Here is a 21,658-nt window from a genome sequence, read left to right as displayed (position 1 = left end):
TCTTCTGTCTGCGGCGGGCGCCGTCACACCATCCGGCGGACCTTCATCCCGTCGAACACGGGCCCGACCCGGACCACGTCGCCTCTCTGCGGGGCGTGCACCATCTGCCCGTTCCCCATGTAGATCGCGACGTGTCCCGGCCCGCCCGACTGCCAGTTGCCGAAGAGCAGGTCACCGGGCCTGGCCTCGGCCAGCGGGATCTCCTCGCCGACGTGCCACTGGGTTTCCGAGGTCCGCGGCAGCTTCAGGAGATCGCCGGTCGCGGCGTACACCGCGTAGGACGTCAGCCCGGAGCAGTCGAAGCCGCCGCCGGACGGTCCGTTGATGTTGCCGCCACCCCAGACGTAGGGCAGGCCCAGGTACCGCAGCGCGGCCTCGACGATCTTTCCGCCGATACTGTCGCCGAAATTGCCGACGAACGGGGTCAGAATGCCCGCGAATCGGGCCTCGGTGGCCCGGATCTTCGCGACATACGGTTTGGTCTGGTTCTCGTAGTCGGGCAGCCCGGACGGCATCCCGCCCGACCGCCGCACGGCGCCGACCCCCGCGTTGTACCCGGCGATGGCCAGGTCGAGGGTGTCCCCCTTGACCAGGCCCTGCTTCTTCCAGCCCTCGATCTCGGTGTACATGTCGCAGAGCAGGTGGCCCGACGCCATCACCGAGTCCGCGACGCCGAGGATGTCCGCCTTGCCGTCGCCGTCGGCGTCCTTGCCGTACTTTGCCCAGGTACCGGGCATGAACTGGCCCGGCCCGCGGGCCCCGTCCCGGGACACGGGCGCGGTCGGGCCGTACCGGAATCCGTTCTCCGCCGAATAGAGCGCGGCGAGGACAGGCGGCTTGATGCCCTCGCAGATCTCGCCCGCCTTCTTCAGCCAGGGCACGAACACGGCGATCGCGCCGATCGGGGCCATGGCCAGCTCGGGAAGACCCGCCAAGGCGCCCGGCAGCGTGCGACTCGGGTCGCCGCCGATCGGGCCCGCCTGCAGCGCTGGTGGGGCTGAGTACCGGGGCGGCGCCGCGGGCGCGGCGGGGGCCGGGGCCGCCAACGCGGGCGGGGCCGGGGGTGCGGCCGGAGCGGCAGGCGGCGCGGGAGGCAGGTACGGCTGCAGCGAGTTCTCCACGGCGGCGGCCGCGTCCGACACGGCCTGCTGCGCCTGGCCCTGAACCTGTTCGGGCAGCATCCCGATGATGTCGTTGATCTGCTGCGAGGCCGCAGGCGCCGATGCCTCAAAGGACTGGATCGCTTGCGCTGCTTGATCTTTCACCGGTAATGGGATGTCGGCACCTTGCACGAAACCGCCGAGGGCAGTGGCAATCGCCACGATCACCGCCGATGGATCAACCGGCATTCGCAACTCCAAACTTCGAGCGGGCTAATCGATGTCCAACGCTAGGTCCCCCGACCCGGCGGCGGGGCGATTTCGACCACTTCGATCGAACCGCGTTTCCCGAACCCACACGACGCCTGTATCGGCGCGTGCCGGCCCGGCGTTAACCGCCGCCGAGAGTGCACCTGCCGGCGGATCGGCCCGCTGCGAACGGGGGGAACTGCACACTCAGGGAGCGTATGCCCGCGCGCCCGACAATCCGGGCCAAGAACGGGAATTGTCAGCAGACCCTCAGGTCCCTCTCAGGCTCGCGGTGGATTCTGGTCGTCATGAGTGAGCGACCGACCGAGCACGGAGTCGAGCCCGCGGACGGACCCCGGCACCGACCGTCCCGGTTGCGCCGCGCCGTCGCCGCCTCCGGCATCGTCGGCGCCCTCGGTGTCGGTTCCTTCACCGGAGCGTCGTTCTCGCTCGGGGACGCCCCGTCGACGGATTCCGCGACCGTCCTGGCCGCCGAGTCGAACCGCTCGAACGGCGTCACCCCGATCGTCACCCGGGGAGCCGGACGGTTCGACGTGATCTCGGGCGGGTCGTGACGACCGCGGCGGACAAGGCCGCACAAAGCTGGTCGATGTGGGGCGTGCGCGCGACGGTGGTCGTCGCCGAGCCGGACGTCCTGGATTCCGCCTGGAACATGGTCCGCGGCCACCTGGCCGCCGCCGACGTCGCGACCAACATCACCAGGGAAGACTCCGAGATCGCTGCGCTCAACCGTTCCGCGGGCACCACTACCCGGGTGAGCGTCCTGCTCGCCGAGCAGGTCAGCAGGGCCCTCGAGGCGGCCGAGCTCACCGGCGGCGCGCTCGACCCCACCGGCGGCGCACGCCCGAACCAGTGGCGCTCGGTGGAGGTCCGCGGTCACGACATCACCCTCCCCGCCGGCCTGACCCTCGACCTGTCCGCGACCGCCCGTTCCGTCACGGCCGACCGGTGCGCCACCGCCGTCGCCGAACTGCTCGACTGCGGAGTACTGGTCAGCCTCGGCGGCGACGTGGCCACCGCCGGTCCCGAACCGTCGACCGGCTGGCAGATCAAGGTGGAGGACCTGCCCGGCGACCCCTCCTGCCAGGTCTCGATCCCGTCCGGCGCCGGCCTCGCCACCGCCAGCACGCTGCGCCCGCTACACCCGGACCCCGACGAGCCGCCGCGCTGGCGCACCGTGTCGGTGGTCGCCGGATCCGCCCACGCCGCGGCCGCGGTGAGCAGGGCCGCGGTCCGCGGGGGCGAGGCGACGCTCGCCTGGCTGGGCGAGCTGGGGATGCCCGCCCGACTGGTGGACCGGGACCTCTCGGTCACCCGGCTCTGCGGCTGGCCGTGATCGACGAATCCCGGCCGCACTCCGTACGGGAGAACAGCGCCGCCGCGGTGGGGTGCCGGGCATACGCTTGACGTATGGCGATTCGATCCGGGCCCGAGATCGGCCCCCTCCGCCGCCGTCGGTGGCTGACCGCATCGCTGCTCGTCCTGATCGCCGCGGGCCTGGTCGTCGCGGCCCTCGCGCTGGTCTACGGGATCCCGCCGAACCTCATCGCGAACACCTCCACCCATCCCCGGACGCTCGCGATCGGGGCGGCCGCCCTGGCGCTGTTCCTGGCGTCGGGATGGGTCCTGTACCGACTCACCCGCCGAGTGTGGATCGGCGCCCTCGCGCAGGCCCTGCTCGCCGCGGCCGTGATCGCGCTCGTCGTCGTGCCGACGTTCCGCGGTACCGAGGTTCACGAGTCCGATCCGCTGACCGGGGTGACGACGGCCCAACGGGACCACGGGCAGCCGACGGGTGCGCACGAGATCGGCGCCGCCGACTTCGTCGGAATCGACCACGACGCAACGGGTTCCGCACGGCTGCTGGACCTGGGCGACGGCCGCCGGGTGCTGCGCTTCGAGGACTTCGAGGTCGAGGCCGGACCCGACTACTTCGTGCACCTCATCGACGGGGCCGACGTGCGGACCCCCGAACCCGTCCGCCTGGGGGCACTCAAGGGCAGCCGCGGCGACCAGAACTACGAGGTGCCCGCGGAGGTGGAGATCGGTTCCGCCAGCACGGTACTCATCTGGTGTCGCGTGTTCGACGTGCCGGTCGCCAACGCGACGTTCTAGGCGGCTGCGCCGCCTGTGCGTGGTTTGCGAGTCTCTGCACTCGTCAACCACGCACGGGCGCGAAGCGCCTACTCCTGCACCCGCACCGCGTATCCGGCCGCCTCGAGGGCGCCGAGCACCTCGTCGCGGTGGTCGGGCCCCCGCGTCTCGAGGGTCAGCAACACCTCTACCTCGTCCAGTCCGAGATCGCGCGCGGTCCGCGAGTGCACCACGTCCACCACGCTGGCCTCGATCGCGCTCACCGCCCCCAGCAGTCGCACCAACCCGCCTGGCCGATCCGGGATGGTGACGCGCACGGCCAGGTATCGTCCGGCGGCCCGGAGCCCATGGGTGATGACATGGGTGAGCAGCAGCGGGTCGATGTTGCCGCCGGACAGCACCGCGCACACCGGTCCCTCGAGCCGCAGCGACTCCGCCGGGCAGCTCATCAGGGCAGCGATCGCGGCCGCACCCGCCGGCTCGACGATCAGCTTGGCCCGCTCGCTACACAGCAACAGTGCGCGCGACAGGGCGTCCTCGCTGACGGTGACGACCTCGTCCACCAGCTCGGTGACATGCGCGAACGGCACCCGGCCGGGCAGCCCGACCGCGATGCCGTCGGCCATCGTGGACAGCGCGGGCGCGGCGACCGGCTCCCCCGCCGCGAGCGAACCCGGCCAGGCCGCCGCCTGCTCGGCCTGCACGCCGACGAGGCGCACCGCCCGCCCGGAGTCCCGGACCGCGGCCGCGATCCCGGCGAGCAGCCCGCCGCCGCCGGTGGGCACGACGATGGTCCCGACCTCCGGCAGCTGCTCGAGGATCTCCAGCCCGACGGTGGCCTGGCCCGCGACGACATCGGCGTGGTCGAACGGGTGGATGAGCACGGCTCCCGTGGCGTCGGCGAACTCGCGCGCGGCCACCAGCGCGTCGTCGACGGAGTGTCCGTGCAGGTGGACCGTTGCCCCGTACGCCCTGGTCGCCACCAGCTTGGGCAGCGGCGCCCCGACCGGCATGAAGACCGTGGAGGTGATACCGAGCTCGGTCGCCGCCCAGGCCACGCCCTGCGCGTGGTTCCCGGCGCTGGCCGCGACCACGCCGCCCGCCCGCTGCTCCGCGGTCAGGTTCGCGATCCGGTTGTAGGCGCCACGGGGCTTGAAAGAGCCTGTGCGCTGGAGATTCTCGCACTTGAGCCACACGTCGTGGCCGCAGCGTTTCGAGAGCACCCGGGACGCGAGCATCGGTGTCCGGCGGATCACCGGGGCGAGCAGTTCGTCCGCCGCCGCGATCTGGTCCCTCGTCACGAGTTCCATCGCGCCAGCGTAAGGCGCCTGCGGCGCCCGTGCGCGGTTGACGAGTCTCAGGACTCGCGAACCGCGCACGGGCGGCGGAGCCGCCTTACTTCAGTGCCTGCTCCACATCGGCGAGCAGGTCGGCGGCGTCCTCGATGCCGACCGAGAGCCGGACCAGGTCGTCCGGCACCTCGAGCGCGGAGCCGGCGGTCGACGCGTGGGTCATCGCGCCGGGATGCTCGATCAGCGACTCGACGCCGCCGAGGGACTCGGCGAGGGTGAAGATCTCGGTGCGTGAGCAGAAGTCGAGGGCGGCCTGCTTGCCGCCCTTGAGGCGCACCGAGATCATGCCGCCGAAGCGGCGCATCTGCTTGGCCGCGACCTTGTGGCCCGGGTGCGACTCGAGGCCCGGGTAGATCACCTGCGAGACCGCGGCGTGGCCGGTGAGCAGGTCGACGATCTTCTCGGCGTTCTCGCTGTGCCGCTCCATCCGCAGCGCGAGGGTCTTGATGCCGCGCATGGTCAGGTACGCGTCGAAGGGGCCAGGCACCGCGCCCGCACCGTTCTGCAGGAACGCGAAGGCGGTGTCGAGTTCCTCGTCGTCGGTGACCAGCGCGCCGCCGACGACGTCGGAGTGTCCGCCGATGTACTTGGTGGTCGAGTGCAGCGCGATGTCGGCGCCGAGGCCGAGCGGCTGCTGCAGGTAGGGGGACGCGAAGGTGTTGTCCACCACCAGCTTTGCCCCGGCATCGTGCGCGACCCCGGCCAGCGCCTCGATGTCGCCGATGTTGAGGAGCGGGTTGGTCGGGGTCTCCACCCACACCAGCTTGGTGTTCGGGCGGATCGCGGCCCGGACCGCGTCCACGTCGGACACCGCGGCCGGCGTGTGCTCGATGCCCCACTGGGTGAACACCTTGTCGATCAGCCGGAAGGTGCCGCCGTAGGCGTCGTTCGGGATCACCAGGTGATCGCCGGGACGCAGGACCGAGCGCAGCAGGCAGTCCGTGGCGGCCATGCCGGACGCGAAGGCGCGCCCATAGGTGCCGGACTCGAGGGCCGCGAGGTTGGCCTCGAGCGGGCGCCGGGTCGGGTTCCCGGTGCGCGCGTACTCGAACCCGCTCCGCATGCCGCCGACACCGTCCTGGGCGAAGGTCGAGCTGGCGTAGATCGGCACGTTCACCGCGCCGGTCAGCGGATCCGGCTCGTACCCGGCGTGGACGGCCCTGGTGGAGAATCCCTGCTCTGCGTTGCTGTGCTCGCTCATGCCGGTAAGCCTAGCGAGCCGCTAATTCGTCAGTAATCGGGCAACCGAGACCAGCGCGTCGATGTACTCCGATTCCGCGAACCCCCGGCCGCCGTGGCTACCGGCGTCGACGCTGCGACCGGCCATCGTCAGCGTGTACACCGTGTCGTTGACCTTGATGACGAGCCCGCCAAGGGCGTCGGCCCGCGGCTCGTCGACCACCCCGAGGCTCGTCTTCCCCCTGGAGGCCTCGAGCATCGCCTCGGTGAACCCGTTGCCCTTCACGCTGACGAACAGATTGCGCTGGGTCCCGGTGAAGTCCCCCTCGGACCACAGGCAGAGCGGGTCGGTGCTGCCGGGCAGCGTCGTTCGGTTCGCCAGCGACATCCCCGCGACCGCGCCGCCCAGCGCGCCTGCCATCGCCTCGCAGTCCGGCGCTTCCCCGGCGGGCAGCGACACCGCCGCGGTGCCGTCCGAATCCTCCGACACCGCAACCGGGGTGCCGCTCGTCAGCGTCGAGCATCCGGATACCAGCACGGTGACCGTCGCGGCGAGAACCCCCACCCGCCATCGCTTCTCCCCCATGCGGGGATCCTAGCGGCACCGGCGGGGTGGGGCCCGTCGAGCTATCCGCCGGCGCTGAGGAACCCGAGCAGATCGTGGCGGGTGATGACGCCGACGGGCTTGCCGTCGTCGACGACCATCAGCGCGTCGGAGTCGCCGAGCGCCTTGGTCGCGGCGCTCACCGGCTCGCCCGAGCCGATCAGCGGGAACGGCGGGCTCATGTGCTTGGCGACCGGATCCGCGAGCTGCGCCCGGCCCTCGAACACCGCCGAGAGCAGGTCCCGCTCGGTGACGCTGCCCGCGACCTCGCCCGCCATCACCGGCGGCTCGGCGCCGACGACCGGCATCTGCGAGACGCCGTACTCGCGCAGGATCTCGATCGCGTCGCGCAGGGTCTCCGACGGATGGGTGTGCACCAGGTCCGGCAGCTCGCCCGACTTCCCGCGCAGCACGTCGCCGACGGTCGGCTCGTGGACCTTGCCGTCCAGCGGGGTCCGCAGGAAGCCGTACGAGGCCATCCACTTGTCGTTGAAGATCTTCGACAGGTAGCCGCGACCGCCGTCGGGCAGGAGCACGACGATCACCGCATCGGGCTCACGCTCGGCGACCCGCAGCGCGGCCACCACGGCCATGCCGCAGGAACCACCGACCAGCAGGCCCTCCTCGCGGGCGAGCCGCCGGGTCATCTCGAACGAGTCGGCATCGGAGACCGCGATGATCTCGTCGGGGATCGACGGGTCGTAGGCGGTGGGCCAGAAGTCCTCGCCCACGCCCTCGACCAGGTACGGACGCCCGGTGCCGCCCGAGTACACCGAGCCCTCCGGGTCGGCACCGATGACCTTGACCTTGCCGCCGGAGACCTCCTTGAGGTAGCGGCCGGTGCCGGTGATGGTGCCGCCGGTGCCGACACCCGCCACGAAGTGGGTGACCTTGCCGTCGGTGTCGCGCCAGATCTCCGGGCCCGTGGTCTCGTAGTGGCTCTCCGGGCCGCCCGGGTTCGCGTACTGGTTCGGCTTCCAGGCGCCGGGGATCTCCTTCACCAGGCGGTCGGAGACGTTGTAGTAGCTGTCCGGGTGCTCCGGCGGCACGGCGGTCGGGCAGACCACGACCTCGGCGCCGTAGGCCTTGAGGACGTTGCGCTTGTCCTCGCTGACCTTGTCCGGGCAGACGAAGACGCACTTGTAGCCGCGCTTCTGTGCGACCAGCGCCAGACCGATGCCGGTGTTGCCGGAGGTCGGCTCGACGATGGTGCCGCCGGGCTTGAGCTCGCCCGACGCCTCCGCGGCGTCGACCATCTTGACGGCGATCCGGTCCTTGGAGCTACCGCCCGGGTTGAGGTATTCGATCTTGGCGGCCACCAGACCCGAGCCGGGCGGGTTCACCGAGTTCAGCTTGACCAGCGGAGTATTTCCGATGAGGTCGACGACGTGATCCGCGATGCGCATGCCTCCATCGTCCCAGAGCGCACGTCGGGGGCAACATCAGGTCCCTCCTCGAGGGTCGCTCCGCCGGCTCCGATCTTGATGGGTTCGGCCACCGGCGCGCTGAACCCGCGCCCCGCGAGCTTTCCCACTAGATTTGGGAGCGGTAGCACTCGCGACGAGCGGAGGGGTGAATCCGGTGCCCACCAGCGGATGGAAAACGGCCGCGAAAGCAAGCGCGGCCGCGGTCGTCGCGGGATCCTCGGCAGGCACCGCATCGTGGGCGCTCTACAACTACCTGATGGGCCAGGCCACCGCCGCGCGGGGGGTGATCGGCCGCAACGTCGCCAAACCACCCGAGGCCGACGGCATCTACACCGCCGGGTGCCGAGCCCCCGAGCGTTGGCGGCTGGGCGCCGAATTCGACATCCACCTGATGATCTTCGGCGACTCGACCGCGGCCGGGGTCGGGTGCGCGGTCCCCGACGAGGTGCCGGGCGTTCTGCTGGCGCGCGGTCTCGCCGAGGAAACGGGCAAGCGGATCTGGTTGTCCACCAAGGCGATCGGTGGCGCCACCTCGAAGGGCCTCAAGGGTCAGGTCGATGCCATGTTCATCGCGGGTCCGCCTCCGGACGCGGCGGTGATCCTGGTCGGCGCCAACGACGTCACCGCCAAGAACTCGGTCCACGCGTCGGCCCGGCGGCTCGGCGACGCGGTGGAACGCCTGCGCCGCAACGGCAGCGTGGTGGTCGTCGGCACCTGTCCCGACCTCGGCGTGGTCACCGCCATCCCCCAACCGCTGCGCACCGTGGTCCGGAACTGGGGCCATCGGCTCGCCCGGGCGCAGACCGCCGCGGTGCTCGAGGCGGGGGGTCACCCCGTCGCCCTCGCCGACCTGCTCGCGCCGGAGTTCCTGGCCGCCCCGGACACCATGTTCTCCGCCGACCACTTCCATCCGTCCGCGGCCGGGTACGAGCTGGCGGCCCGGCAGCTGCTGCCCGTGCTGGCCACGGCGCTCGGGGAATGGGAGGGCGGTCCGCTGCCCGAACTGCCCGAGGTCTCCGAGGCCGCCGAGTCGCGCCGGGTCGTCGCCCGGATCACCGATGCCGCGAACCGGTTCCTGTGGCGCCGCGACTCCGAGCGCCGGGCCATCAGGGGTGAGCCGGGGGCCGATCAGGTGGCCCCGGAGCCGACCTCGGGGGTGCTCAAGTTCGTCGATGACCGACGGCGTCGTCAGCGCGCCGCGAGCGCCACGTAACGTCTGAGACAAATCGTCCAGTCACGCGTCGACCACGACGCACCGAAACACAAGGAGTTCTCCATGCCTGAGGCAGTCATTGTCTCCGCCGTGCGCTCGCCCATCGGCCGCGCCGGAAAGGGTTCGCTCAAGGACATCCGTCCGGACGATCTCGCCGCCCAGATGGTCGCCGCGGCCCTCGCGAAGGTCCCGGAGCTCGACCCGACCGAGATCGACGACCTGATCATGGGTTGCGGCCAGCCGGGCGGACAGTCCGGCTACAACATCGCCAAGGTCGTCGCCACCACGCTCGGCTACGACTTCCTGCCCGGCGTCACGGTCAACCGCTACTGCTCCTCGTCGCTGCAGACCACCAGGATGGCGATGCACGCCATCCGCGCGGGCGAGGGCGACGTGTTCATCTCCGCCGGCGTCGAGTCGGTCTCCAGCTTCGCCACCGGCAGCGCCGACGGCTGGCCGAACACCAAGAACGCCTCGTACGCCGACGCCCAGGCCCGCACCGAGCTGGCCGCGCAGGGTGGCGTCGCGTGGAAGGACCCCCGCGAGGACGGCCTGGTCCCGGACATCTACATCGCCATGGGCCAGACCGCGGAGAACGTCGCCTCGCTGACCGGCATCAGCCGCGAGGACCAGGACCGCTGGGGCGTGCGCTCGCAGAACCGTGCGGAGGAGGCCATCAAGCGCGGCTTCTTCGCCAACGAGATCACCCCGGTCACCCTCGCCGACGGCACCACCGTCTCCACCGATGACGGCCCGCGTGCCGGCACCACCTACGAGGGCATCTCCGGCCTCAAGCCGGTCTTCCGCCCCGACGGCACCGTCACCGCCGGCAACGCCTGCCCGCTCAACGACGGCGCGGCCGCGCTGGTCATCATGAGCGACACCAAGGCGAAGGCCCTGGGCCTGACCCCGCTCGCGCGGGTCGTCTCCACCGCCGCGACCGGCCTGTCCCCCGAGATCATGGGCCTGGGCCCGATCGAGGCGGTCAAGAAGGCGCTCGGCTACGCGAAGATGTCGACCTCCGACATCGACCTGTACGAGATCAACGAGGCGTTCGCGGTGCAGGTGCTGGGCTCGGCCCGCGCGCTGAACCTCGACGAGGACAAGATCAACGTCTCGGGCGGCGCGATCGCGATCGGTCACCCCTTCGGCATGACCGGTGCCCGCATCACCAACACCCTGCTCAACAACCTGCGTGAGCAGGACAAGACCTTCGGCGTCGAGACCATGTGCGTCGGCGGCGGCCAGGGCATGGCGATGGTGCTGGAGCGCCTGAGCTAGTTCTTCGCGTCCACGAACGGGCGGTTTCCGGGCAGGCCTCTCGGCCGATGTCCCGGTAACCGCCCGTTCGTCGTCAGACGGGTGCGCCGACCGCGCGGAGTTTCGCGCGTACCCGGCGGACCAGTTCACCCGGGCGGTCGTAGAGAAGCTCCGCGCCGACGCGCACGACGGTCCAGCCGAGTGCCTCGATCCGCGCCGATCGCTCGATATCCCATGCCCGCTGCCTGCGATCCGTCCAGTGGTGTTCGCCGTCGTACTCGACCAGCACCCGCCACTCCCGCCAGCCCATGTCCGACCGTGCCCACTCCCAGCCGTCCTCCCCGACGTGCACGATCTGCGTCTCGGGCCGCGGTAGCCCGGCTGCGACGATCACGAGGCGGGTGTGGGTCTCCGGCGGGGACTCCGCACCCCCGTCGACGTCGGGCAGGATCGCGCGCAGCGCCGTCATTCCGCGTGCACCCCGATGCCGATCCGCGATGTCGGCAATCGCCTCGGGCTTCACCTTCGTCGCATTGCACAGCGCGTCGAGCGCGACAATCGCCTCCTTGCGCGGCAACCGACGGCCGAGGTCAAATGCGGCTCGTGCCGGGGTCGCCACCCGCATCCCATCGACGACGGTCGCCTCGCCCGGCTCGAGGCGGTAGTCGTGCACGAGCAGGTGCTTTGGCGGTCGACAGTGGCCGACCCGGATCACCTCGGCAGGCTCCGACGCGTCGATCCACTTCGAACCGTGCAGCGCGGCAGCTGAGTACCCGGTCAACACTGCGTCCGGTCCGGCATAGACCCACGCGGCGCGAGCCCAGACCGCGGCCGTGACCTCGACCCGTCTGGCGACGTAGACGTCGCGGTAGAGATGAGTGAAGCCGTGACGGAGCTGGTGGTCGGTCAACGCCCCGGCCGCAACCGCGCTCGATCCCCGAAACGGCGCGTCGTAGATTCCCACCGCGTCAGCATCACGGGCCGAAGCGTCGCCGGGTCACCGAAAATCGCGGTTGTGGACAACTCTCCGGTTGTTCACACCGACGAACGGGCGGTTACCGGGGAGGCTCTCGGCCTTTGCTCCGGTAACCGCCCGTTCGTGGTCAGGCGTGCGGTGACTAGTCGCTGTTGAAGTAGCTCAGCAGTCGCAGGATCTCGACGTACAGCCACACCAGGGTCACGGTGAGGCCGAACGCGACGCCCCATGCGGCCTTCTCCGGCGCCTGGGCGCGGATCAGCTGGTCGGCCGCGTCGAAGTCCAGCAGGAAGCTGAACGCGGCGAGACCGATGCAGACGAGGCTGAAGATGATCGCGAGGCCGCCACCGTCGCGCAGGCCGAGCCCGCCCGGGGTGAAGAAGCTGGCGACCATGTTGCCCAACGCGAGGACGAGGACGCCGATCATGCCGCCGATGATCATTCGGGTCAGCCGCGGGGTGACGCGAATGGCGCCGGTCTTGTAGACCACGAGCATGCCGAAGAACACGCCGAACGTGCCGAGCACGGCCTGCGCGATGAGGGTGGAGCCGCCGGCACCGCCGAAGGTGATGTCGGTGAACATGAACGACAGCGCGCCGAGGAAGACGCCTTCCGCGGCCGCGTAGGCCAGCACGATCGCCGGGTTGTCCATCTTCCGGCCGAAGGTGGCAACCAGGACCAGGCCGAGACCGATGAGGCCGCCGCCGATCACGAACGGTGCCGCGAGGCCCGCGTTCGAGTTCACGAGCAGGTAGGAGATGATCGCGGCGACCGACAGCACGCCGAGCGTGATGCCCGTCTTGGTCACGACATCGTCGATGGTCATGGCCCGCTGCGCGGGGCCGGTCGTGTACGGCTCGGCCTGCGTGTACTGCGGCTGACCGAACTGCTGAGTCATCTGCCCCGCGCCTGCCGCGGCAGAACCGAACGAGGCGTATCCGCTGCCCTCCTGCTTCGGGAGGTTGCGGAACACCGGGTTGCTGGTGGTACGCACCGTGCGTGTCCCTTCTTTAGGTGGGTCCGGAGGACCCTCGCCGTGCCGCTGTGGCCCGACCGCAACGGGAAATCCCGTTCTGTTGGTAAAACGTCTCACACATGAGCGTAAGTTCCCGCCGCTTCGATCCAATCGAGGCACCGCAGGACTGGAGGGAACTCTACCGTCCCCCGATCGCATCGGCATCGCGTGAAACCGAGGTTCACCTGGCACGACACCCCGGCAACGGTGGCATCATTGACTCATGAGCACCGAGGACGGTCCGGACCAGACCCTCAGCGCCAGCGAGTCGGTCGATTCGGACGAGGTTCGCAACGATGACGGCGACGATGTCGTGGACGCGCCCGAACATTGGAGTGAGGCCGACCGCTTCGGGACCACCGCGGCGGAGGCCGCCCGCGGCGAGACCCTGGACCAGAGGCTCGCCGAGGAGGAACCGGACATCCCGCTCGAAGACGACTCCCGTCCGAAGTCCGACGACGCCGAATCGGTGGAGGCCGAGATCGTGGATGGGGTCATCGTCGAGGACCTCGGATTCAACCTTGGCCAGGTCGATGGGGAGCCGATCGACGGCGGGCCGGTCAGGTAACCGTCACGACCCCTTGACCGACCGGGCGACGGTGAACTTCGGGTTCCGCCCGATCAGCTCGGTGGGGCCGACCGAGGCCCGCAGCGCGCCGCGATATCCCAGGTGCGAGTTGTAGACGGTCCAGAGCTCGCCCCCCTCGCGGAGCACCCGGCCCGCGGCGCGGAACATCGACAGCGCCGCCCCGGTGTGGACGGCGGCACCCACGTGAAACGGCGGGTTGCAGACGATCAGGTCGGCGGTGGCGTCGGCGAGCGTGGACATGACGTCGTCGCGCAAGGCAATCACCCGGTCGCCGACCCCGTTCGCCTGCGCCGTGGCCGCCGTCGACGCGACTGCCGCCGCGGACTGATCGGTCGCGACCACCCGCAGGTCGGCCCGGGATCGGGCCAACGCGACGGCGAGAATCCCTGTGCCGCAACCGAGGTCGACAGCCGAACGGGCGCCCGGGTTCATCCGGGGCAGGTAGTCGAGCAGGAATCGAGTCCCGATGTCGAGCTTGGTGCCCGCGAAGGCGGCCCCATGCGCGACCACCTCCATGTCGAGCTCGCCCAGGTGCTCGCGCAGCGGGTAGGTCGGCTCGGCGGGTGGATCCAGCCTGCCGCGCGCGACGAGCACCCTCGACTTCTGCCTGCCGCGGGTGGCGTGGACGTCGCCGAAGCTGCGGGCGAGCACCTCGTTCATGGCGGGGGCGATGTGCTTGTCGCGGCCGCCCGCATAGATCACCACCTCGGGATCGGCGTACCGGGCGACGGCCTCCGCGATCTCGGCGAGCGCGGACAGGCTGCGGGGCAGCTGGACCAGTACCACCCGCGCGCCGGCGAGCAGGTCCACGCCGAGCCCGCAGGATCGGTAGACCTCGCGCAGCCCGACCCGTGAGGCGTTGTGCGACAACGCCAGTTCGCCGGTGATCGGATCCTGGTGGACCCGGATGCCGGTGACGTCGAATCCCGCCGCAGCCCCGAGAGTGAGGGCGCCGTAGCGGTCGCCGATCACCGCGACCGTCCCGTCCGCCGCGTCGAGCAGCGCGGGACCCGCCTCGTCCAGGATCAGCCGGTCCGCGCCGTCGACGGCGAACAGGTTCGGCGCCTCGACGTCGGGGAACCGACGTAGTCGGGAGAGGACTTCTTCGGGGATCGACACCGGTCAAGTGTCCCAGGTCCGGGCCGCGTCATGGACGAGTGACCACTCGAACGGCCTCGCGGCATTGGACACTTGACAAGTAGCGGACCGCCACTCGAGCGGGTAGAAAAAATGCTCAACAGTGTCGATCCGGCCGGGGCAGCGGTCGAGAACAGGAGCATCAATCATGCCGCTGCCCATGTCCCCTGCCGACTCGATGTGGCTGCTGGCGGAATCGCGCGAGCACCCCATGCACGTCGGTGGACTGCAGTTGTTCGAGCCACCGGAAGGCGCCGACGCTGCCCACGTGCGGGCGCTTTTCGATGAGGCTCTGGCCAATGACACTGCGGCACAACGGTTCCGTCAGCGGGCGACGCGCTCGTGGTCTTCGCTCGGACAGTGGGAATGGGAGGAGGACCGCGGATTCGACCTCGGATATCACGTGCGCCACGACGCCCTGCCGCAACCCGGCGGCATGCGCGAACTGCTCGACCTGTGCTCACAACTGCACGCGGCACCCCTGGACCGTCACCGTCCGCTGTGGGAGATGCACCTGATCGAGGGCCTAAACGACGGCCGATTCGCGGTGTACACGAAGTTCCACCACGCGTTCGCCGACGGGGTTTCGGCGATGCGATTGCTGGCCCGGTCGCTGAGCGAGGACCCTACGGACCGGGCGATGCCCGCCGTCTGGGACGTGGCGGCCCCGGAGCCGGAGCGCCCCGCACCGGAGGAGCCGGCCGCCGAGACCGGCGACAGCGGCGGCGTCCTCGGAGTGCCCGCCGCCGCGGTCCGCGGGGCAGCGGCATTGCTGGGCGAGGCGGCCGGGCTGGGCTCGGCGCTGGCGGGCACCGTGGCCCGCGCCCTGCGCGAACAGGGCGGCTCGTTGTCTTTCGCGGCCCCGAACACGATCCTGAACGTGCCCATCGCCGGGGCGCGGCGCTACGCCGCGCGATCCTGGCCGATCGAGCGGCTCCGCCTGATCGCCAAGGCGGCCGACGCCACCGTCAACGACGTGGTGCTCGCGATGTGCTCCGGCGGCCTGCGCACGTTCCTGCAGTCGCAGGACGCCCTGCCCGAGGTCCCACTGATCGCCGCCGTGCCGGTGTCGCTGCGCGGCGGCCCCGACGAGAGCCAGGCAGGCAACTCGTTCGGCGTGCTGATGTGCAATCTCGCGACCCACTCCGCCGATCCGGCGCAACGGCTCGAGACCGTGCGCACGTCGATGCTCGAGGGCAAGGAGTCGCTGATCGGCAAGCGTCCTTCGCAGATCCTCGCGATGAGCGCGGCCGGCATGGTCCCGGCGGCGCTGCACGTGGTCGCGGGTAGCAGCGGGGCGGTCCGCCCGCCGTTCAACGTGGTGATCTCCAATGTCGCAGGCCCCCGCACGCCGCTGTACTGGAATGGGGCCCGGCTCGACGGGCTGTACCCGATCGCGTTCCCGCAGGACGGGCAGGCCCTGAACATCACCTGCACCAGCTCCGACGACGCAATCGCGTTCGGGCTGACCGGCTGCCGGCGGGCGCTGCCGGACCTCGAGGCGATCCTGGGTCACCTCGACACCGAGTTGGACGCACTCGAGGCCGCCGCCGGCCTGTGACAGACCAACGCGCGGGGCGCGGGCAGCACTGTCGTCCGACAGCGTGCCCGCGCCCCGCGCGCATGAAAGTCGATCTCAGCGGATCTGACCTCGGTGGATCGTCAAGTGCCTAGGCGGCGCTGCCCCAGGTCACGCCAACGCCGTTATCCCGCAGCCACACGTTCGGGTCGACCTGGTTGCCGGCCGGGTCATACACCTCGAAGTGCAGGTGCGGCCCGGTGGACTGACCACGGTTGCCGACGGTCGCGATCTGCTGACCGGCCGCGACCGGCTGGCCGACATTGACGAGGTGCTCGTTGATGTGGCCGTAGACGGACATGGATCCGTCGGTGTGCTTCACGCGCACCCACAGCCCGAACCCGGAGGCCGGACCGGCGGAGATGATCGTGCCGTCTGCCGCCGACAGAACCGGGGTGCCGATGCTGGCCCCGATGTCGATGCCGCCGTGCTGCGTACCCCAACGCGGGCCGTAGCTGGACGTCAGCGTGCCGTTGACCGGCTGGACGGCGCGTGCCTTGAGCGGAGCGACCGAGCCGCCGGGGTTGAGCGCACGAATCTGGTCGTTGACCCACTGCTGCGCCGCGGTGACGTCGGGCATCGGGGCGGGCGCGGGAACGCCCTGGGGGAGCAGTTCCTGCGGGAGGTGGAAGGGTGCGGCGGCGAAGGCCGGCTGGTCGATCGGTGCGGCGGACGCGGTGGCGGATCCGAGCTGCATGCCCCCGACCAGGATCGCGCCGGTCGCGACGGCGACGGTGGCACCCTTCAGGCGACGCGCGGTGGTGATCGAGTTGGAACGATTGAACGTCCTGCGGAGATTTCCCACAGTCTTAACCTCATCTTCGTTGGCTTCTGGTCGCACCTTTTGGGCCGTGCAACCTCGGACCCCCACAACGAAGGTAACGAAACGATATCGACACGTCCACCGTGATCGAATCTTTATCTAAATATGATCTTGATGGCGCGGACGCCGGCCCGCACGCCCCAACGGCCACGGGGATCGCCGGCCCCGGCATGCCGTCCGACCTGCGGCAAGCCGAGGGGCCACCCCGGAGCCATCGGCCGTAAACAGGTGGTCAGGCACAGAAACCGGCGTGAGACCGATTGAGTCACGACGAGATAACAAACCGCCCGGTTTTGCGCCCGACCCACGCCGACACCCCCCGAGGTTCGGCGCGCCAGAGGCGCGAACGGGCGGCGGCAAGGTGTGACGGACGTCACTTGTATCGCGCTGGTCAATCGGCCGAAACGGGGCCGAGTCGGTGCTATGTGCACGTCGGCGCGGGCCACCGACCACCACGGCGTCCGGGCAGTCGATCACGAGTCTTCGGCACCCATGCTCGGGTCGCGCGAGCTCTGTCGCACCGCACCGGCATCGCCCTCGAATCCCCGAGGCTTGTACTACCGTGGACAGAACACTGGATGAGCCGAAAGCTGATCACCGACGATGATCGCAACTCACGACGGTCGCAATCTCGCCTATGCCGAGGTCGGAGATCCGCGCGGGCCCCTGGTCATCCACAATCACGGTGGACCCAGCAGTCGACTCGAGGCACGCCTGTTCGCGGGCGCCGCTACGAGGAATCGGTTACGGCTCATCTGCGTCGATCGGCCCGGCATCGGACAGTCCGATCCCCAACGAACACGCAGCTACTCGGGCTGGGCAGACGACCTGGTGACCATCGCCGACGAGTTGGGCTACCACGAATTCGGCGTCACAGGCTGGTCGGAAGGGGGGCCGTGGGCGCTGGCGGCCGCGGCCTATGTCGATCCCGCTCGACTGCGCCACGTCAGCTCTATCGCGGGTGGAAGCTACGGAGCGTTCGGGGACAACTGGGCAGCGGATCAGCTTTCGAAGGCCGACGCACTCGGCGGAACCCTCGCACTCCGGTGCACGCCCGGCTTCCGACTGATGTACGCGACCCTCGGCGTGGTTGCCACACACTTCCGCGGGACCTTCGTCAAGCAGTTGTCGAGGACCGTCAACGACTACGACCGACAGATCCTGACTCAAGCGGATGTCGAAACCGCCTTCCGCGATGCGTCCGCCGAATGCTTCGCGCATGGTTCCGACGGGCTCGTTCGCGACAGTGAACTCCTCTATCGGAGTTGGGCTTTCGACGTCGCAACGATCGAACGCCCGGTACACATGTGGCAGGGGACGGATGATCGGCTGGTAGCGGATTCCATCAACAAGGCGGTGGCCGACCGTATGCCTGGCGCGGTATGGCATTCGGTCGAGGGCGCCGGACATTTCGTGGCCATCGGTTCAGCGGACGACATTCTGGCCGTCGCGGCCGAGGAGTTGGGCGCGTAGCAAGCCCCCGGGTGGGCCACTCCCCCAACCTGCCCACCCCTGGCCAGTGCCCCCAGTCGGACTCGAACCGACACTCGGCGGATTTTAAGTCCGCTGCCTCTGCCAATTGGGCTATGGGGGCGCGACCGCCGATACCCGGACCGGCCGCCACCGGTCCGACAGGAGACGGCCGAACTGGACACCTGGATGCTAGCGTGCCCACCCCGCCGATCGGCGCAATCCGCGTGCACCAGCCCGGCCGGCAGCTCAGCCCCGCGAAGGACCGAGGCTAATGAGAATCGCCGTTCCAGGTCGGCGAAACTCCACGCTCCTGGAGCCACTGGGCGGGGTCGATCTTCTGCCCGCTGGGATCCGTCACCTCGAAGTGCAGGTGTGGTCCGGTCGACTGACCACGATTCCCGACGGTTGCGATCTGCTGACCGGCCGCCACCTGCTGGCCGACGTCGACCAGGAACTCGTTGATGTGGCCGTACACCGTGGTCGTTCCATCGTCATCCTGTACGCGCACCCACAGCCCGAATCCGGAGGCCGGACCCGCGGAAATGACGGTGCCGTCGGTGGCTGCCTGAATCGGGGTACCGATCGGCGCCGCGATGTCGAGACCACCGTGCTGCGTCCCCCAGCGCGGCCCGAAATGAGACGTCAGCGTGCCCGATACCGGCTGCACGGTTCGGGCCGGGATCGGATTGTTCGACTGGAGCGAACCAAGCGGGTTCGGCACCGGGGCGACCTGTGGCACCACATCGGCCGGCGGCGCCTGGAAGGCCGGGGGTACGGGGACGACGGCGGGCGCCTGGTTGACCGCGGGGAGCTGGACGCCCGCAGGCAACAGCACATCGGGAATCTCCAGCGGCGGCAATCCGGGGAGGTGAATCGGAACCGCCGTCGCGGTAGCCGCACCGAGCTGGGTGCCTCCGACCAGGATCGCGCCGGTCGCCGCGGCAACCGTGACGACCTTGACCGGACCCGTACCGGCTGGCGCGCGGTGGCGGCCGTGAGGGGCGCCTGCAACGGGGCCGCTACCAACCGGCGAGCGGTGCCGGCCATGCATGGGGTGTGAATCAATGATGAAGTTCGAACGATTGCCCGTCCCGTGGTGATTTCCCACAGCACTACCTTCTTTTCGTTGGCTGGGCCGCTCCGGTAACGCGTGCCCTCGGACCCCCGTGACGAAGGTAACAAAACTGCATCAAATTCGGACACTGTAATGAAATCTTTATCAAGATCTTCTTCACCAGAACCCCACACTGGGGTAAAGGGGCCGGGGCCCGACAGGCTGCGCGGCCCCGTAGGCAATGGCCGCGCTACAGGATCGAGAGTGCGATTCCGTCGAGGATGTCGTGCTCGCTGACCACCAACTCGGAGATACCCGCCCGGCGCGCCAGCTCCACGGCGAGCACGTCGGCGACGATCGCTCCCCCACCGATCACGTCCACCCGGCCGGGGTGGATCGGGCCCAGGGCCTCGCGCTGATCGTGGGTCATGTGGGTGAGCTGCTCGTTCACCTCGTGCAGCCGCGGCAACGACATCCGCGACAGATGCACCTTCTCTGGGTCGTACGCCTTCAGCTCCAGCGCGACGGCGGCCAGCGTGGTCATCGTCCCCGCGACACCCACCCAGGTGCGCGCCTGCTCGACCGGCACCCGGTCGAAGGCCTCGGTCAGCTTCGCGAGCGCCACCTCGCGCGCCTGCGCGACCTGCTCGGCCGTCGGTGGGTCGTCGTGCAGGCACCGCTCGGTGATCCGCACACAACCGATGTCGGTCGAGTGCGCCGCGTGCACGCCGTCGCCGTCGCCGAGCACCACCTCGGTGGACCCGCCACCGAGGTCGACCACCACGAACGGCCCTGCGGCCGGATCGAGTTCGCCGACGGCGCCCGCGAAGGACAGCCGTGCCTCCTCGTCCCCGGTGATCACCTCGGCCTCAGCCCCGGGGATCACCGCGCCGAGCACCTCCCGGGTCATCCCGAAGAAGTCCTCGCGGTTGCTCGCATCCCGGGTGGCCGACGTCGCGACCATCCGCACGGCGCTCGCACCGGTCTCGCGGATCATGTCCGCATACTCCTGCAGGCTTTCGCGGGTGCGCTCGATCGCCTCGGGCGCGAACGCACCAGTCGCGTCGACGCCCTGCCCCAGCCGGTTGACCCGCATCTCGCGGCGCACGTCGTGCAGCCGGCCTGCCTCGTCGGCGTCGGCGATCAGCAGCCGGATCGAATTGGTCCCGCAGTCGATCGCGGCGACCCGCCTCACGCCTCGTCCTCGCTCGGCGCGGGACCCTCGTACTCCGGCCAGTCGGCCGGGATCGCGGTGCCGCGCAGCTTGCCCTGAGCTGCCAACGCGACGGACTCGTCGCCGAGCGGGTTGACGCCCGGCCCCTTCGCCAGCGAATGCGCCATCAGCACGTGCAGGCACTTGACCCGGTCGGGCATGCCGCCGCCGGTGAAATCCGTTCCGAGAGAATCGATCTCGTTCCGCTCGGCGAGGTACGACTCATGCGCGCGGCGGTATGCCTGCGCCAGTTCCGGATCGCGATCCAGGCGCTCGGTCATCTCGCGCATCACCCCGGCCGACTCCTGCCGACTCGCCTCGGCGGTGAGGCGGGGATCGGTCAGGTAGTACAGCGTGGGGAACGGCGTGCCGTCCGGCAGCCGGGGCGCGGTCTTGACCACGCCGGGCGTTCCGTCCGGGGCCCGGTAGGCGATGGCGAGCACGCCGCGCGGATCGCGGCCGAGTTGGGCGGCCACCGCGGCCAGGTCGTCCTGGGACACCGCGGGGCGGGAAGTGCTGTCAGCCGGATCGGTCACCCGACGGGCCCTCCTTGATCGTGAGGAATGGTCATCGATCCCGCACCGGTCGAATCGGGCGCGGGCGGCGGCGGACCCGGGGCGGGCGGCGCGGGCGCCGGTGTGGCGCTCGGCTGCGGCTGCGGTTCCACGATGGGCCGCCACAGGTCGGTATACCAGGGGTCCGCGGTGCGCTTGCGCTCGCTGGCCTCCTCGGGCCTGGTCGCCACCTCGCCCGGCAGCTGCACCTGGAACGGTGTCTCGCCGGGCTTGACGTACTGCAATCGCTCGCGGGCCTCGGCTGCGATGTACGCGGGATCGTCGTTCTGCTGCTTCTGACGGGTCAACCGCTCGAGATCGTTCTCGAGCTCCTCCTGCTGCGCGGCGACGCGATCCGCCTCGCTGCGCTGGGTGAGGTAGTTGCGCAGCGGGACCGCCAGGGTGAGTGCGAGCGCGCAGACCACCACCGCCAGCATCACCGCCTTGCCGGTGGAGAGCCCGAGGATGGTCCGTTCGGGCTTCTCCTCGCCGGTGGAGCCGGCCCGCGAACCCCGTGTGCCGACAGGCTTCTCGCTGGCCGACTCGGCCTCGAACTCCGGTGCGGGCTTCGCGCCCGCCACGGGTCCCGGGCTGCCGGGAGCCGACGCCGTAGGTCCGGTCGTGCGGCCTCGCGACGGACGTCGCGCGGCCGACCCGTCGCGGGTGCGACGGGGGTCCCGACCGGCCGGGCTGCCGCCCGGACGTGACCTACCGCGTTGGCTCACAGGCTCAGTACCGCTTCCGCT

At 70.2% G+C, this 21,658-nt stretch carries 21 protein-coding genes and 1 tRNA gene; 8 read left to right on the top strand and 14 right to left on the bottom strand.

The window, feature by feature from the left end; translation table 11 throughout:
* Window positions 1-23: 23 nt before the first annotated feature.
* Window positions 24-1,349, bottom strand: a complete 1,326-nt coding sequence (locus ACFQS9_RS13095) for a C40 family peptidase (RefSeq protein WP_378405276.1) — start codon at window positions 1,347-1,349, stop codon at window positions 24-26.
* 308 nt (window positions 1,350-1,657) lie between these two features.
* Here ACFQS9_RS13095 and ACFQS9_RS13090 point away from each other — a divergent pair, with 308 nt between their 5' ends.
* From ACFQS9_RS13090 to ACFQS9_RS13080, 3 genes are all read left to right on the top strand, one after another.
* A complete protein-coding gene (locus ACFQS9_RS13090; protein ID WP_378405274.1) occupies window positions 1,658-1,924 on the top strand; it encodes a hypothetical protein in 267 nt (88 codons plus the stop codon).
* Window positions 1,921-2,706, top strand: a complete 786-nt coding sequence (locus ACFQS9_RS13085; RefSeq protein WP_378405272.1) for an FAD:protein FMN transferase — start codon at window positions 1,921-1,923, stop codon at window positions 2,704-2,706. The genes ACFQS9_RS13090 and ACFQS9_RS13085 overlap by 4 nt, the downstream gene beginning before the upstream one ends.
* Before the next feature lie 74 nt (window positions 2,707-2,780).
* Complete coding sequence (locus ACFQS9_RS13080) at window positions 2,781-3,485, top strand: DM13 domain-containing protein (protein WP_378405271.1); 705 nt, start codon at window positions 2,781-2,783, stop codon at window positions 3,483-3,485.
* A gap of 68 nt (window positions 3,486-3,553) precedes the next feature.
* On the opposite strand, the gene ilvA is transcribed toward ACFQS9_RS13080, so the two are convergent.
* The 4 genes from ilvA to ACFQS9_RS13060 form a co-directional block, all read right to left on the bottom strand.
* Window positions 3,554-4,774: a threonine ammonia-lyase gene (ilvA, locus tag ACFQS9_RS13075; protein ID WP_378405269.1), complete on the bottom strand. Its 1,221-nt coding sequence runs from the start codon at window positions 4,772-4,774 to the stop codon at window positions 3,554-3,556.
* Between the two features lie 85 nt (window positions 4,775-4,859).
* On the bottom strand, window positions 4,860-6,017 hold the full coding sequence (locus ACFQS9_RS13070) for a cystathionine gamma-synthase (RefSeq protein WP_378405267.1): 1,158 nt from the start codon (window positions 6,015-6,017) through the stop codon (window positions 4,860-4,862).
* 21 nt (window positions 6,018-6,038) lie between these two features.
* Window positions 6,039-6,581, bottom strand: coding sequence for a hypothetical protein (locus ACFQS9_RS13065; protein WP_378405265.1), 543 nt, complete (start codon window positions 6,579-6,581; stop codon window positions 6,039-6,041).
* Window positions 6,582-6,622: 41 nt separating this feature from the next.
* Window positions 6,623-8,005, bottom strand: coding sequence for a cystathionine beta-synthase (locus tag ACFQS9_RS13060; protein ID WP_378405263.1), 1,383 nt, complete (start codon window positions 8,003-8,005; stop codon window positions 6,623-6,625).
* A gap of 175 nt (window positions 8,006-8,180) precedes the next feature.
* On the opposite strand from ACFQS9_RS13060, the gene ACFQS9_RS13055 reads away from it, so the two are divergent.
* Together ACFQS9_RS13055 and ACFQS9_RS13050 are read left to right on the top strand one after the other, a co-directional pair.
* Complete coding sequence (locus ACFQS9_RS13055; RefSeq protein WP_378405261.1) at window positions 8,181-9,239, top strand: SGNH/GDSL hydrolase family protein; 1,059 nt, start codon at window positions 8,181-8,183, stop codon at window positions 9,237-9,239.
* A gap of 63 nt (window positions 9,240-9,302) precedes the next feature.
* The gene (locus ACFQS9_RS13050) at window positions 9,303-10,520 is read left to right on the top strand and encodes an acetyl-CoA C-acetyltransferase (protein ID WP_378405260.1); all 1,218 of its coding nucleotides are present in this window, start codon (window positions 9,303-9,305) and stop codon (window positions 10,518-10,520) included.
* Between the two features lie 73 nt (window positions 10,521-10,593).
* Here the strand turns inward: ACFQS9_RS13050 and ACFQS9_RS13045 are convergent, their stop codons facing one another.
* Window positions 10,594-11,463: a DUF559 domain-containing protein gene (locus ACFQS9_RS13045; RefSeq protein ID WP_378405258.1), complete on the bottom strand. Its 870-nt coding sequence runs from the start codon at window positions 11,461-11,463 to the stop codon at window positions 10,594-10,596.
* A 154-nt stretch (window positions 11,464-11,617) separates the two neighbouring features.
* Entirely contained in the window at window positions 11,618-12,469 is an 852-nt protein-coding gene (locus ACFQS9_RS13040) for a Bax inhibitor-1/YccA family protein (RefSeq protein ID WP_378405256.1), read from the bottom strand.
* A gap of 244 nt (window positions 12,470-12,713) precedes the next feature.
* On the opposite strand from ACFQS9_RS13040, the gene ACFQS9_RS13035 reads away from it, so the two are divergent.
* A complete protein-coding gene (locus ACFQS9_RS13035; RefSeq protein WP_378405254.1) occupies window positions 12,714-13,058 on the top strand; it encodes a hypothetical protein in 345 nt (114 codons plus the stop codon).
* A gap of 3 nt (window positions 13,059-13,061) precedes the next feature.
* Here ACFQS9_RS13035 and ACFQS9_RS13030 read toward each other — a convergent pair whose 3' ends face one another.
* A complete protein-coding gene (locus ACFQS9_RS13030) occupies window positions 13,062-14,198 on the bottom strand; it encodes a class I SAM-dependent methyltransferase (RefSeq protein ID WP_378405252.1) in 1,137 nt (378 codons plus the stop codon).
* Between the two features lie 166 nt (window positions 14,199-14,364).
* Between ACFQS9_RS13030 and ACFQS9_RS13025 the strand changes: the two genes are divergently transcribed.
* The gene (locus ACFQS9_RS13025) at window positions 14,365-15,777 is read left to right on the top strand and encodes a WS/DGAT/MGAT family O-acyltransferase (protein WP_378405250.1); all 1,413 of its coding nucleotides are present in this window, start codon (window positions 14,365-14,367) and stop codon (window positions 15,775-15,777) included.
* A 109-nt stretch (window positions 15,778-15,886) separates the two neighbouring features.
* Here the strand turns inward: ACFQS9_RS13025 and ACFQS9_RS13020 are convergent, their stop codons facing one another.
* Window positions 15,887-16,492, bottom strand: coding sequence for a M23 family metallopeptidase (locus ACFQS9_RS13020; protein WP_378405379.1), 606 nt, complete (start codon window positions 16,490-16,492; stop codon window positions 15,887-15,889).
* A 729-nt stretch (window positions 16,493-17,221) separates the two neighbouring features.
* On the opposite strand from ACFQS9_RS13020, the gene ACFQS9_RS13015 reads away from it, so the two are divergent.
* On the top strand, window positions 17,222-18,091 hold the full coding sequence (locus ACFQS9_RS13015; RefSeq protein ID WP_378405248.1) for an alpha/beta fold hydrolase: 870 nt from the start codon (window positions 17,222-17,224) through the stop codon (window positions 18,089-18,091).
* Between the two features lie 47 nt (window positions 18,092-18,138).
* Here ACFQS9_RS13015 and ACFQS9_RS13010 read toward each other — a convergent pair.
* The 5 genes from ACFQS9_RS13010 to ACFQS9_RS12990 all read right to left on the bottom strand — a co-directional run bounded on the left by ACFQS9_RS13010 (window position 18,139) and on the right by ACFQS9_RS12990 (window position 21,493).
* Window positions 18,139-18,212: transfer RNA gene (locus ACFQS9_RS13010), tRNA-Leu, on the bottom strand.
* A 147-nt stretch (window positions 18,213-18,359) separates the two neighbouring features.
* Window positions 18,360-19,199, bottom strand: a complete 840-nt coding sequence (locus tag ACFQS9_RS13005) for a M23 family metallopeptidase (protein WP_378405246.1) — start codon at window positions 19,197-19,199, stop codon at window positions 18,360-18,362.
* A 196-nt stretch (window positions 19,200-19,395) separates the two neighbouring features.
* Window positions 19,396-20,340 carry a Ppx/GppA phosphatase family protein gene (locus ACFQS9_RS13000; RefSeq protein ID WP_378405244.1) on the bottom strand — a complete coding sequence of 315 codons (945 nt, stop codon included), beginning with the start codon at window positions 20,338-20,340 and terminating at the stop codon, window positions 19,396-19,398.
* Window positions 20,337-20,894: a DUF501 domain-containing protein gene (locus ACFQS9_RS12995; RefSeq protein ID WP_378405242.1), complete on the bottom strand. Its 558-nt coding sequence runs from the start codon at window positions 20,892-20,894 to the stop codon at window positions 20,337-20,339. The genes ACFQS9_RS13000 and ACFQS9_RS12995 overlap by 4 nt, the downstream gene beginning before the upstream one ends.
* Window positions 20,891-21,493, bottom strand: a complete 603-nt coding sequence (locus tag ACFQS9_RS12990) for an FtsB family cell division protein (RefSeq protein WP_378405239.1) — start codon at window positions 21,491-21,493, stop codon at window positions 20,891-20,893. Before ACFQS9_RS12990 ends, ACFQS9_RS12995 begins: the two co-directional genes overlap by 4 nt.
* Between the last annotated feature and the right edge of the window lie 165 nt (window positions 21,494-21,658).

Origin of the sequence: Rhodococcus daqingensis, assembly GCF_042665615.1 — a bacterium.
Taxonomy (GTDB): Bacteria; Actinomycetota; Actinomycetes; order Mycobacteriales; family Mycobacteriaceae; genus Rhodococcus_G; species Rhodococcus_G daqingensis.
Note: the sequence above shows the minus strand (reverse complement) of the source record. Positions and strands in the feature narration are given on the sequence as shown.